Raw genomic sequence first — 12,745 nt, 5'->3', positions numbered from 1 at the left:
AGCCTCAGCCTCAGCCTCAGCCTCAGCCTCAGCCTCAGCCTCAGCCTCAGCCTCAGCCTCAGCCTCAGCCTCAGCCTCAGCCTCAGCCTCAGCCTCAGCCTCAGCCTCAGCCTCAGCCTCAGCCTCAGCCTCAGCCCGTGCGGCTGCTTCGGCAGCGGCGATCTGTTCCAGATCGAAAACAGGCGCCAGCGCAGTTGCGCGCTCGGCTTCTGCCTCGACTTCGCTCAGGTCTTCGGCGATCTCTTCCGCCGCAGCATCTTCGGTCGCGTCGTCGGCAACGTCGGCCTCTGCGACCTCGACTTCTGTCTCTCCGTCAGAAGACTCCATCACAATGGCTTCGGCAGGAGTGTTAGCGACCGCTTCGTCCTTTTCGACTTCGCCAATCACATCGTCTGCAGCGTTGTCGTCCAGCACGTCTGTTGCATCGTCTTCGGCGTCTGCCGCCAGAATATTCTCTTCGGTCTCATCTTCCTCGTCTGTGTCGGCGGTCAGATCAAAGACTTCGTCCTCGGACTCATCGACACGAGCGGTTTCGCGATGTTCGGCTTCGACGGTCTGAGCGTAGATGTCTTCTTCGGGGGCTTCTGTCACAAGCGCCACGTGCGTCGGTGCGTCCGCGCCAAGATTTTCGTTAGTGTCTTCTAGGTCGCTGGTAACATCGTTGTTCATCAGAGCCCGAATACGGCGCAGCTTGGCTGCGACGCCCGCGGCGTTTGCGGCCTCTGCGGCACGCCGAGACTGATCTGGGGTCGGGACGGGCGCTGCAGCGGGCATGGCTGTGGCGCGGGGGTATTTGCGAGCGGTTTTTGCAGGCTTGGGCGGAACAGGGGCGGGAGCCGCCGCCACCTTGGGTTCAGCTTCGGCTTGCGGCGCTGGATCTGCTTGAACTTCGGCTTGCGGCACTGGGGTGGGTGCGGGCTTGGACGCGGGTTGGGCATCGGGCACTGGTGTGGCCTGAGGCGCTTGAGCGGCCAGTTGCGCCTCTGTTGCATGAAGCACAATTCCGCCACGTTCCGTGCGTGCCTCAACCCGGCGCGCGATTTCACGTTCCGCAATTCGGGCTAGCATCTCCGCATCGGGGGTCGGGGGCTCTGCGCCAAAGTACCGGTCCTCTGCGGCGAGATCCCGGAAATACTCGGCAATTGCCTTCATCGTGTCGAACGACTCATCGAACCCCTCTAGGGTGCATGAGAACGTCCCATATGACACGGTGAGAATTTTGTTGTTGCCTACCATCTCTCGCTCGCTTCCTTTCGTTAGCAGAACTGTGAATACCACTTACAAAGTTGGGAAACGGATCAAAACAAAGGTCATTGCAGTATAAATCCGTGGCTCAAATGTGGCACGTTTCCAAAAAAGATACATAAAGGTAATTATGCCAGTAATTGTACACTCTGACGAGCCAATAGCTCTGATTGGCGGGGGCCGTGTCACGACTCAGGACGTTGCGTGGGCACGAAAGCACTGCAAAATTCTGGTTGCCGCAGATGGCGGTGCGGACCGCGCGCTCGAATTAGAGTGGGTCCCGGAAACAATCATCGGTGATTTCGATTCGCTTTCCACCAGAGCGCAGGCCTCCGTCAGTGCAGACAGGCTATTTCAAATATCAGAACAAGATAGCACGGATTTCGACAAATGTCTTCGAAACATTGAGGCGCCGTTGATTCTGGGCTTGGGATTCACGGGCCGCCGGATTGACCATACGTTAGCGGCGTTTTCCACTTTGAGTGTACGCGCGGGGAAACGATGTCTGTTGTTGTCCGAAGAAGAGGTGATTTTCCTCGCGCCGCCGAGCATAACGCTCGATTTGCCCAATGGCTGTGCCTTTTCCCTTTATCCGCTCGGGCGCGTTGAGGGCCGATCAGAGGGATTGGTCTGGCCGATCGACGGGATTCCGATGCAGCCCGATGGTCGCGTGGGGACATCGAATCGCGTAGATGAAACGGGGCGGGTCGCATTGGCCGTTGATGCGCCAAAGATGCTGGTGATCGTTCCGCGCGCTCATGCCGATCAAGTTTTGGAGAGCTGCCTCGCTAGCTCCTCGTGGGGCTAGGGGTCACCGCGGAGGCGTCGGCTTGTTCAACTTCTGGTCTCGCGCCCGCTCTCGGGCAAAGACGTAGAGACCCGACACCACGATGATCGCGATACCCATCCATGTCAGGCCGTTCGGCAGTTCGTCAAAGATGTAATAGCCGACGGCGGTGGCTGACACGATTTCCAGATACTGGAGCGGCGCAAGCGTCGCGGCGGGCGCGTGGCGCAGGGCAAAAGTGATCGAGATATGCGAGATCGTCGCCATTACCCCAACACCAAGCAGGGTCCAGATCGCCAGCCCCTGGGGCCAGACGGGGTCCAGCGCGGCGACTCCGCTGCCATCATAGTACCACAGGACAGGCGCGATCAGGATTGAGGCCGCGACGGCGGTATGCAGCTGCGTGGTCACCGGATGCAGCTTCTGCGATATCATACGGGTCAGGATCATATAGCTGGCAAAGCAAACTGCGGTACCCAAGGGAAACAGAGCGACCGGTCCGACATTGCTGAAGCTGGGTTGAATGATCAGCAGTGCACCGCCGAAACCAACCACACAGGCCATAATCCGGCGCATCCCCACTTCTTCTTTCAGAAACAAGGCCCCGAGGATCGTCAGCACAAACGGCTCGACAAAGAAAATCGAGATCGCACTCGCCAAGGGCATTTCACGTATGGCCGTAAAGAAGAGCCATGTCGCAAGGAGCAGCGATGCTGCACGGGCGAAATGCAGGCCCATAGAGCGCCGATCCGGCAGGGTGAAGTTCCCCATCAGCACCGCAAGCGGCGCCAACAGCACGATTTGCAGCACAAACCGCGCCGTGATGATTTGCGCCGCTGGGATTTCGGCAGGTGTGGCTTTGGCAAAGGCATCCATAATGGGGGCCAAAAGGCAGAAGCCCACCATGTAGAGGATACCAAGGAGTGTGCGGTCGTTCGCCAATGCGGTCTCAGCAGTTCGGGATGTTGACGGCGAGCCCCCCAAGAGAGGTCTCTTTGTATTTCTCGCTCATGTCATGGCCGGTTTGGCGCATCGTTTCAATGCAGGCGTCGAGCGGGACCAGATGTTTGCCATCGCCGCGCAGGGAGAGGCTGGCGGCACTGACGGCCTTGATCGCGCCAAGGCCGTTGCGTTCGATGCAAGGCACCTGCACCAATCCTTTGACCGGATCGCACGTCATCCCGAGATGGTGCTCCAGCGCGATTTCGGCCGCGTTTTCAATCTGCTCGGTCGTGCCGCCCATCACGGCGCACAGCCCCGCAGCCGCCATGGCGCTTGCGCTACCAACCTCGGCCTGACAACCAGCTTCGGCCCCGCTGATGCTGGCGTTGAATTTCACCAAGCCGCCAATTGCAGCTGCGGTCAGCAGGAATTCGGGGATGCGCGTGCGCGTCGCGCCCGGCACGTGGTCCAGCCAATACCGTATGGTCGCAGGCAACACGCCTGCGGCGCCATTCGTCGGGGCTGTCACGACCTGCCCGCCCGCCGCGTTCTCTTCGTTCACGGCCATGGCGTAAGTGCTCATCCAGTCATTGATCGTATGCGGCGCGGTCAGGTTCATTCCGCGCTCGGCCATCAGTGCGTTGTAGATCCCAGCCGCACGGCGGCGCACATTCAGACCACCGGGCAGGATGCCTTCGTTCGCGAGGCCACGGTGGATACAGCCGTCCATCACCTGCCACAGGGCACCAAGGCCGCGATCTACTTCGGCATGGCTCCGGCGGGTCAACTCGTTCGCCTTCTTCATCTCGGCGATCGTTTTGCCGGACTTCGCGGCCATTTCCAGCATCTCGGCAGCGGATTTAAAGGGGTAGGGAACAGGGGCGCCCTCATCCTTGTCTGCACCATGCTCCAACTCGTCAGCAGTCAGGACAAATCCTCCGCCGATCGAGTAGTATGTCTCTTGCAGAATGACGTCGCCTTGTTTGTCGGTCGCCATCAGGATCATACCGTTCGCGTGGCCGGGCAGGTTTGGACCGTAGTCGAACTTCAGGTCATCTTTTGGCGCAAAGACCATTTCGGGCAGGTCTGGTGGATTGATGCGGCCTGTGGCTTCAATCTTGGCTATAACCTCTTCGGCGCGGTCGGCGTCAAACTCGGCAGGGGTGAAACCGGCAAGGCCTAGAATGGTCGCGCGATCTGTATGGTGGCCGACCCCTGTGAACGCCAAAGACCCATGAAGCGATGCTTTTAGACCATCTGCGGTAAAGGGCGCTGCCCGCAGCAACTCCAGAAAGCGACCCGCAGCCACCATGGGGCCCATAGTGTGCGAAGACGAGGGGCCAACCCCGATCTTGAAGACATCAAAGACCGAAATAAACATGCATCCTCCAATCGGGCAATTCGCGCAGTCTGATCTCAGCATGACCCAACGCGAAAAGCTGAACCGCTCTAAATACGACCGTCCCCAGCGGGATGGCGTCACGCCCTTCTAGCCCACCAAAATCGCGCCGCAGGCCCTCCCGTTCGTGTGTGTAGAAATGATACGCTGCCCTTTTCCCGCTTCTTTTTGCCTAAAATACTCACGTCCCAAGCATCCGAAGCTTGAGTGACGTGGAAAAAGAGGGCGATGCCTAACCACCGAAACCCGCGAGAAAAACCTATCATCTTGTTCGATGATCCCGCGAAACGCCGCGGAAACCGTGCTTCGCACTCGCGAAGCGGGGGGAACCATTCTATAAGCAGGACAAACAGTATGGAGTCTGTCGATGACCGGAGAACTTTCGCCTATTGATAAGGCAAAATTCGTCGCGGCCAAACGAGCGGTTGAGTTTGTAGAAGATGGTATGCGTGTTGGGCTCGGAACCGGCAGTACTGCAGCCTGGATGGTGCGATGTCTCGGGGAGCTTGTCCGCGAACATGGCCTGCGGGTGACAGGCATTCCAACATCAACACGCACCGCAGAACTTGCCCGCAATGTGGGGATCAAGGTCGTGTCGTTGGACGAGGCGAAATGGCTCGATCTGACCATCGACGGCGCAGACGAATTCGACGGCGATCTGAACCTGATCAAAGGCGGCGGCGGTGCGCTCCTTCAGGAAAAAATTGTGGCGACCGCCAGCGACCAAATGGTCGTGATCGCGGACGCGGCCAAGGGGGTGGATACGCTTGGTTCGTTCCCCCTACCGGTCGAGGTTATCCCCTTTGGCTGGCAAACCAGCAAAGCCCTGATCGAAGAGATGGTGGCGAGCCTTGATGTGATGGGCAGCCAGACCGCACTTCGTATGAACGGCGAAACGCCCTATATCACCGACGAAGGCAACTACATCATTGATTTGCATCTGAAACGCATCGGAAATGCGCGTCAGCTTGCAATGGTGTTGAATCAGGTGCCTGGTGTGGTTGAAAACGGGCTGTTCGTTGATATCTGCGATCGTGTGGTCATCGGATACGGCGACGGTCGTGTCGAAACCCGTGACATTAACAACGGCACCGTCGAAGAGTCGCTGATCGAGTTTGTCGAGTCCGACAACCTTTTTCGTGACATTTGAACAGGCGCCGACAGAGAGAGAGTAAGAGATGGATTTCGACTACGATCTGTTCGTGATCGGCGGAGGGTCGGGCGGTGTGCGCGCGGCACGCGTCGCGGCAGGTGAAGCAGAGGCCAAGGTTGGCCTGGCAGAAGGCGACCGCTACGGCGGCACCTGCGTGATCCGCGGCTGTGTACCCAAGAAGTTGATGGTGTTCGCAAGCGAATACAGCGGTATGGCGGACGAAGCCGAGGCCTATGGCTGGCAGGCCAGCATCACTGACTTCAACTGGGGTACCTTCAAAGGCAAGTTGAACGCAGAACTCGATCGCCTCGAAGGCGTCTATCGTAAATTGCTGGCTGGATCTGGCGTTGAGACCTTTGATCAGCGCGCGCGAATCGCCGATGCGCACACGGTTGAATTGGCCGATGGCACCAAGAAAACCGCCAAGACCATTCTGATCGCCACCGGAGGTACGCCTATGCGTCCTGATATTCCGGGTGCGGAACTGGGGATTGTGTCGGACGACATCTTCCATCTGGATGAACTGCCCAAGAAGATGCTGATTGTTGGCGGTGGATACATTGCTTGCGAATTTGCCTGCATCATGAACGGCCTTGGCGTCGAAGTGACCCAATACTACCGCGGTGCGCAGATCTTGCGCGGCTTTGACGAAGAAGCGCGCGGCCTGATCGCTGACGAAATGGTCGCCAACGGCATCAAACTTCACACCGGCACCAACGTGCTGGAGATGAAGGAAGAGAACGGCCAGATCTGGACCAAAGCGACCAACGGCGACACCAATACCTATGACAAGGTGATGTTCGCGACCGGCCGTCTGCCTGCGACCACGAACATGGGTCTCGAAGAGGTCGGCATCGAACTCGGCCGCTCGAACGAGGTGATCGTGGACAAGTACAGCCAGACCGCTGTGCCCTCGATCTACGCGATTGGTGACGCGACCAACCGGGTGAACCTGACACCCGTTGCGATCCGCGAAGGCATGGCCTTTGTCGAGACCGTGTTCAAAGGCAACAAGACCGCTGTCGATCATGACCTGATCCCAAGCGCCGTCTTTACCCAGCCCGAGATGGGCACTGTCGGCCTGAGCGAAGAGGCCGCAGCGGCGCAGGAGCCGATCGAAGTCTACGTGACATCGTTCCGCCCAATGCAGACAGCCTTTGCGGGCAGTCAGGCGCGCGTCCTCATGAAGTTGATTGTCAGTCAGGAAACCCGCAAGGTGCTGGGGTGCCATATCGTCGCGCCCGGGGCGGGCGAAATGATCCAACTTGCGGGGATCGCCGTTAAAATGGGTGCAACCAAAGAGGACTTTGATCGCGTGTGCGCCGTGCACCCGACCATGTCCGAAGAACTTGTGACCATGCGGAATCCAACCCGCACGGCTTGAATTCTCAGGCTTTGCCCTCACCTTAGGGCAAAGCCTAACAGAAAAACGAAAGGGAAGAGGCTATATGGCTGGAAACGGGAGCGGCCCCTGGGGCGGCGGAGGCTCTGGTGGCGGTGGCAACCGCGGATCGAACGGAGGGGGCGGCGACAACAATGGCCAGCGTCCTCCTAAGGGCAATGACCAAATCCCCGAAATCGACGAACTGGTGAAAAAGGGCCAAGAGCAACTGCGCGTCCTGATGGGCGGTCGCGGTGGCAACGGTGGCTCGACCGGTGGTGGCAATGGCGGCGGCGGACCAAGCTTGGGCCGCGGCACCATTGGGCTCGGCGTACTGGCGGCAGTTGCTTTGTGGGCGTTCGGCAGCTTTTACACCGTGAAACCCGAAGAACAGTCCGTTGAGCTGTTCCTTGGCGAATATTACAGCACCGGAAATCCTGGTTTGAACTTCGCGCCTTGGCCGTTGGTGACTGCCGAAGTTATCAATGTGACCTCGGAACGGACCGAAGACGTGGGCGTCTCGCGCGGCGGGAATGGCAATGGCCTGATGCTGACCACTGATGCAAACATCGTGGACATCGACTTCCAAGTTGTCTGGAATATCAACGACCCCGCGAAATTGCTGTTCAACATTCGCGATCCCCAGTTGACCGTTCAGGCTGTGTCCGAGTCGGTCATGCGCGAAATCATTGCGGCCTCGACCCTTGCGCCGATCCTGAACCGTGACCGTGGTCTGATTGCGGATACCGCGATGCAGAACATTCAAGCGACGCTGGATGAATATGACAGCGGCATCAGCGTTGTGCGTGTGAACCTTGATCGTGCAGACCCGCCGAGCGAAGTGATTGACGCCTTCCGCGAAGTGCAGGCTGCTGAGCAAGAGCGCGATCGTCTGCAGCGTCAGGCGGATGCCTATGCGAACCGCGTTCTTGCGGAAGCCCGCGGTGAAGCGGCTCAGACTCTGGAAGAGGCCGAAGGCTACCGTGCCCGCGTGGTGAACGACGCCTTGGGTGAAGCATCGCGCTTCAGTGCTGTTCTGGCCGAATATGAGAAGGCGCCCGAAGTGACCCGCCGCCGTCTCTATATCGAGACGATGGAAAAGGTCCTTGGCAGTGTCGACAAGACCATCCTCGACGAGGCGCTGGTCAGCGGTGAAAACGGCAGCAATGTCGTGCCTTACCTGCCGCTTAATGAACTGAACCGAAACAGCTCGCAGGGAGGTAACTAAGATGCGTAAATCAGCCATCATCCTGCCCGCCATCGTCGTAGTCATCGCGGTCATTCTGTCCTCGCTCTATGTGGTGGATGAACGCGAGAAGGCGCTCGTCCTGCAGTTCGGCCAGATCAAAGCGGTCAAGGAAGAGCCCGGCCTCGCGATCAAAATTCCGTTGATCCAAGACGTTGTGAAATATGACGATCGCATCCTGTCTCTGGACACCGATGTGATCGAGGTCACGCCGTCGGATGATCGTCGTTTGGTCGTTGACGCATTCGCGCGCTACCGCATCGCCGATGTCGTGCAGTTCCGTCAGGCCGTTGGTGTGGGGGGCATTCGTGCCGCCGAAGACCGCCTGAGCTCGATCCTGAACGCGCAGATCCGCGAAGTTCTGGGTGCTGATCAGGTCACCTCGGACACCATCCTCTCCGAGGAGCGTGGCTCGTTGATGCTGCGTATTCGCGACAACGCCCGTGTCCAAGCGCGTAGCTTGGGTCTGGACGTTGTAGACGTGCGCCTGAAGCAGACCAACCTGCCGATGCAGAACCTCGAGGCCACCTTTGCCCGTATGCGCGCCGAGCGTGAACGCGAAGCCGCTGACGAGATCGCCCGTGGTAACGAAGCGGCGCAGCGTGTGCGTGCGACCGCCGATCGTACGGTGGTGGAAACCCTGTCCGATGCAGAGCGCGAAGCGCAAATCGTTCGCGGTGAAGCTGATGCGCAGCGGAACAACGTGTTCGCCGAAGCATTCGGCGCAGACCCAGAGTTCTTTGCCTTCTACCGGTCGCTTCAGGCCTACGAGAGCGCCCTTCAGGGTGGCAACAGCAGCATGGTGATGACTCCGAACAGTCAGTTCTTTGACTATCTGAAGAACGACAATCCAGAGGCCGGAGCCAACTGATGCAAACTGCCATTCTGGCCATAGGGCTGGTTCTGGTGATCGAGGGGCTGGCCTATGCGCTGGCCCCTTCGCTTATCGAGCGTATGCTCGAAGCCATGCGGCAGATGTCGATAGAGGACCGCCGGATGATGGGTTTGGTGGCTATGGCAGTGGGTGTCGCGCTGGTTGCGATAACCTTCGACGCCTTGCCGCACTGAAGTTTCATCTCATCACATCGTCTTGAGATAATCTTACCGGCCTTTGTGTTGAGTTAGCGCGACCCTAGGTGTTCAACAATGCACACGGCTCGTGTTCCAGAAGGAGACCCCAATTGAATTCCCAGACTCAGACGATTGCACGCCGCAGCACGACTTCGGCTCGGATGGTTGTCATGGCGGGGCTGGTCGCGGTTATGACGATGGCCCAAGGTCTAGCGACCACCGTCAAAGCGGCCCCCGATAGCTTTGCCGATCTTGCCGAGCAAGTCAGCCCTGCGGTGGTGAACATCACCACGTCGACCATGGTCGAGGTCAATACCGGCCCTGGTCCTCAGGTGCCCGAAGGTTCGCCCTTCGAAGACTTTTTCCGCCAGTTCCAGAATCCGGACGGGCCCACGCAGCCGCGCCGCAGCTCTGCTCTGGGTTCGGGTTTTGTGATCAGCGAAGACGGTTTCGTGGTGACCAACAACCATGTGATCGAAAACGCTGACGAGATCATGATCGAATTCACCAGCGGCGATAACTTGGCGGCGACTGTCGTGGGGACGGATCCTAAGACCGACATCGCGCTGCTAAAGGTCGAAGCCGAAGAGCCGCTGCCCTTCGTTCCATTCGGTGACAGCGACACCGCGCGTGTCGGTGACTGGGTTCTGGCCGTGGGGAACCCGCTGGGTCAGGGCTTCTCTGTCTCGGCCGGTATCGTGTCGGCGCGCAACCGCGAATTGTCCGGCAGCTACGATGACTACATCCAGACCGACGCCGCGATCAACCGCGGCAACTCGGGGGGGCCTTTGTTCGACATGAACGGCGACGTCGTTGGTGTGAACACTGCGATCCTGTCGCCCAACGGCGGTTCGATTGGCATCGGCTTCTCGATGGCGGCAAACGTGGTGTCCAAGGTGGTCGATCAGCTGCAAGAGTTCGGTGAAACACGCCGTGGCTGGCTGGGTGTCCGCATTCAGGATGTGACGCCTGATGTTGCCGAAGCGATGGGGCTAGAAAGCGCCAAGGGTGCCCTTGTCACCGATGTACCTCCGGGTCCTGCCGAGGACGCAGGCATTATGGCAGGCGATGTGATCACCAGCTTTGATGGTGTGGACGTAGACGACACACGCGGTTTGGTCCGCCAGGTGGGTGACACCCCCGATGGCAAAGCCGTCCGCGTCGTTGTCTTCCGCGAAGGCAAGAGCCAGACCATTCTCGTGACGCTTGGCCGCCGTGAGACGGCCGAAGGTTCAGAAGACACTGCGCCAGAAGAAATGGTAGAACCGTCTTCGGCTGAAATTCTTGGCATGACCCTGTCGGAACTGACTGACGAAGTCCGTTCGGAGCTGGAGCTTCCGCCTGCGAGCAAAGGTCTGGTGATCACCGAGGTTGCCGACGACAGCGAAGCCTTCGACAAGGGACTGCGTGCAGGTGACGTGATCACCGAGGCTGGTCAGCAGCCAATCACCGCTGTCGCCGACCTTCAGGCGCGCATCGAGGAGACTGCAGAGGCGGGACGCAAATCGCTTCTTCTTTTGATCCGTCGCATGGGCGAGCCTCGTTTCGTCGCTTTGACTGTCGAATCGCAGTAAATCAGCACAACGTTCTTGCAAATTTAATGGGCGTGATCTTTGGTCACGCCCATTAATTTTAACATATCAAATTGGGTTAATTGGGCCCCGAACCGCCTTGGCGTGGCGCAGTGGCACCGAACTCTTCTCGACCATAGGCCACCAGTCCAAGTTGACGCGCTGCTCGCATGCTCAGAACATCGCTATCCAGTCCGAAATCACGCTGGAATTCTTGGATGGCGCGCTTGGTGCGAACATCAAGCACACCGTCAGTAGACCCACGTAAATATCCGCGCAGTTGCAGCGCTCTTTGCAAAGAGGCGATGAAATCTGGTGTCAGATCGCTCTCGCAGGGGGTTTCGAACCATTTTTCGCCGCGATCTTGCACCATTTCCTGTCGGGTGGAGGTCCGGTAGGTTGCAGGCTGCACTGTCCCATCTGCCTGTTTTGTCTCGGGGGTCAGCACATGGTGCTCTGTCACGGTCTCGATCACAGCTGGCGTGAACTCAACCCCCCAACAAGTGCCGGGCGCGGCGCCTTCGGGGCCGTAGCTGTGATAGCCGATTGTATCAGGCTCTGACAGGTAAGCTGCCGTAATGACACCGCTGCCGCACCCAGGGATGACCATTGCCAGAGCTAGAAATGATGGCCATTTTCGAAACGTGCTCAATACTCTTCCTCGACTGCGTGTGGTCCGCATGTTGCTGCAAAGATACCGTGAAACAATGGGTTGGCCTAGCCCTACGATCTGGGTCTATTTCTTACTGGCGAGAAAGCCTTTCATTCACTAGGTAAAAGACAAGTTGTGAAAGGAAAGACCAGCAAGATGGCCAAGATTACATACATCGAGCATAACGGAACCAAGCACGTTGTTGACGTCGCAAACGGTCTGACCGTTATGGAGGGCGCACGGGATAATGGCATTCCGGGCATCGAAGCAGACTGCGGCGGGGCATGTGCCTGCTCGACTTGCCATGTTTATGTAGACCCCGCTTGGGTTGAGAAACTGCCTGCCAAAGACTCGATGGAAGAAGACATGTTGGACTTCGCCTACGAGCCCGATCCTGCGCGCTCGCGCCTCACCTGCCAAATCAAGGTCACAGATTCCGTTGATGGCCTTGTGGTGCAAATGCCGGAAAAGCAGATCTAATGATGTGGACGGCGGCTCTGGTATTGGCACTGACTGCTGCGCCGGCGCTGTCCGAAACGATTACGTGGGCGGGCTATGATGGCCCGACCACCCGCTACCCCCATCAGGCGCTCGGGGATCCGGTTGAATACACCAAGCTGGTCATCCGAACGGATGAGGGGCGGGAATTCTCACTCGAGTGGTCCAAGCAGATTGTGTTCGAGGATACAGAGCCTCTGCTCGTTGATCTGGACAACGATGGCAGCATTGAGCTTCTGACTGTGGAAAGTCACGAAGAGTTCGGATCGCGTCTGGCCATTTATGGCATCACGACAGGGACATTAGCCCTCACGATCGCGACGCCTTTCATCGGCCAACGCTACCGCTGGATGGCCAAAGTTGGTGCCGCTGATCTAGACGGCGATGGGCAAATCGAGATCGCGTATGTGGATCGCCCACATCTCGACAAAAAGCTCCGCGTCTACCGCTACTCGCGTACACAGACCTCACCGACAGAGAGCGTTGCGCGCCTGACGCCGGTCGCGGACGCATGGGGATTATCCAACCATCAGATCGGGTGGCCCTACATCGTAGGGGGTATCCGCACTTGCGAAGAAGGCGGCACCCCAGAGATCATAACAGCGAATGGCGACTGGACCCAAGTCATGGCGACGACACTGAAAGACGATAAGCTGATCTCGCGCCGACTCGAAAAATACGAAGATCCCCAAACGATTCAGAGCGCGCTGTCCTGCGAGCCCTGATCTTTATCTTGGCGAAAATACCCCGGGGGTGAATTGGCCTCGGTCCGAGGCCAAGAGGGGGCAGCGCCCCCATCC

Annotated in this window: 12 protein-coding genes and 1 pseudogene; 9 read left to right on the top strand and 4 right to left on the bottom strand. The window is 58.5% G+C overall.

Going from position 1 to position 12,745, the window contains the following annotated elements; translation table 11 throughout:
- Nucleotides 1-1,236: pseudogene (locus tag AB9K37_RS15960) on the bottom strand (hypothetical protein); the annotation flags it as partial.
- 103 nt (nt 1,237-1,339) lie between these two features.
- Between AB9K37_RS15960 and AB9K37_RS15955 the strand changes: the two are divergent.
- Nucleotides 1,340-2,053, top strand: a complete 714-nt coding sequence (locus tag AB9K37_RS15955; RefSeq protein ID WP_369840655.1) for a thiamine diphosphokinase — start codon at nt 1,340-1,342, stop codon at nt 2,051-2,053.
- A 3-nt stretch (nt 2,054-2,056) separates the two neighbouring features.
- Here AB9K37_RS15955 and AB9K37_RS15950 read toward each other — a convergent pair whose 3' ends face one another.
- Together AB9K37_RS15950 and AB9K37_RS15945 are read right to left on the bottom strand one after the other, a co-directional pair.
- On the bottom strand, nt 2,057-2,974 hold the full coding sequence (locus AB9K37_RS15950; protein WP_369840653.1) for a DMT family transporter: 918 nt from the start codon (nt 2,972-2,974) through the stop codon (nt 2,057-2,059).
- Nucleotides 2,975-2,981: 7 nt separating this feature from the next.
- Nucleotides 2,982-4,355 (bottom strand): L-serine ammonia-lyase, encoded by a 1,374-nt coding sequence (locus AB9K37_RS15945; protein ID WP_369840651.1) that lies wholly within the window; start codon nt 4,353-4,355, stop codon nt 2,982-2,984.
- Between the two features lie 385 nt (nt 4,356-4,740).
- Here AB9K37_RS15945 and rpiA point away from each other — a divergent pair, with 385 nt between their 5' ends.
- From rpiA to AB9K37_RS15915, 6 genes are all read left to right on the top strand, one after another.
- A complete protein-coding gene (rpiA, locus tag AB9K37_RS15940; RefSeq protein WP_369840649.1) occupies nt 4,741-5,523 on the top strand; it encodes a ribose-5-phosphate isomerase RpiA in 783 nt (260 codons plus the stop codon).
- A gap of 28 nt (nt 5,524-5,551) precedes the next feature.
- Nucleotides 5,552-6,910, top strand: coding sequence for a glutathione-disulfide reductase (gorA, locus tag AB9K37_RS15935; RefSeq protein WP_369840647.1), 1,359 nt, complete (start codon nt 5,552-5,554; stop codon nt 6,908-6,910).
- Nucleotides 6,911-6,974: 64 nt separating this feature from the next.
- On the top strand, nt 6,975-8,135 hold the full coding sequence (gene hflK / locus AB9K37_RS15930) for an FtsH protease activity modulator HflK (RefSeq protein ID WP_303959125.1): 1,161 nt from the start codon (nt 6,975-6,977) through the stop codon (nt 8,133-8,135).
- A 1-nt stretch (nt 8,136) separates the two neighbouring features.
- Nucleotides 8,137-9,024, top strand: coding sequence for a protease modulator HflC (gene hflC / locus AB9K37_RS15925; protein WP_369840645.1), 888 nt, complete (start codon nt 8,137-8,139; stop codon nt 9,022-9,024).
- Complete coding sequence (locus tag AB9K37_RS15920) at nt 9,024-9,221, top strand: DUF2065 domain-containing protein (RefSeq protein WP_369840643.1); 198 nt, start codon at nt 9,024-9,026, stop codon at nt 9,219-9,221. The genes hflC and AB9K37_RS15920 overlap by 1 nt, the downstream gene beginning before the upstream one ends.
- A 113-nt stretch (nt 9,222-9,334) precedes the next feature.
- Nucleotides 9,335-10,798 carry a DegQ family serine endoprotease gene (locus tag AB9K37_RS15915; protein WP_369840641.1) on the top strand — a complete coding sequence of 488 codons (1,464 nt, stop codon included), beginning with the start codon at nt 9,335-9,337 and terminating at the stop codon, nt 10,796-10,798.
- Between the two features lie 76 nt (nt 10,799-10,874).
- Here the strand turns inward: AB9K37_RS15915 and AB9K37_RS15910 are convergent, their stop codons facing one another.
- Entirely contained in the window at nt 10,875-11,447 is a 573-nt protein-coding gene (locus AB9K37_RS15910; protein ID WP_369840640.1) for a peptidoglycan-binding domain-containing protein, read from the bottom strand.
- A 156-nt stretch (nt 11,448-11,603) separates the two neighbouring features.
- Here AB9K37_RS15910 and AB9K37_RS15905 point away from each other — a divergent pair, with 156 nt between their 5' ends.
- Both AB9K37_RS15905 and AB9K37_RS15900 read left to right on the top strand, forming a co-directional pair.
- Nucleotides 11,604-11,927 (top strand): 2Fe-2S iron-sulfur cluster-binding protein, encoded by a 324-nt coding sequence (locus AB9K37_RS15905; RefSeq protein WP_369840638.1) that lies wholly within the window; start codon nt 11,604-11,606, stop codon nt 11,925-11,927.
- Complete coding sequence (locus AB9K37_RS15900) at nt 11,927-12,670, top strand: FG-GAP repeat domain-containing protein (protein ID WP_369840636.1); 744 nt, start codon at nt 11,927-11,929, stop codon at nt 12,668-12,670. Before AB9K37_RS15905 ends, AB9K37_RS15900 begins: the two co-directional genes overlap by 1 nt.
- The last annotated feature ends 75 nt before the right edge of the window (nt 12,671-12,745 follow it).

Origin of the sequence: Donghicola sp. XS_ASV15, from assembly GCF_041224595.1 — a bacterium.
Classification (GTDB): Bacteria; Pseudomonadota; Alphaproteobacteria; order Rhodobacterales; family Rhodobacteraceae; genus Donghicola.
The sequence above is the reverse complement of the archived record's forward strand: the minus strand, read 5'-3'. Positions and strand labels throughout refer to the sequence as shown.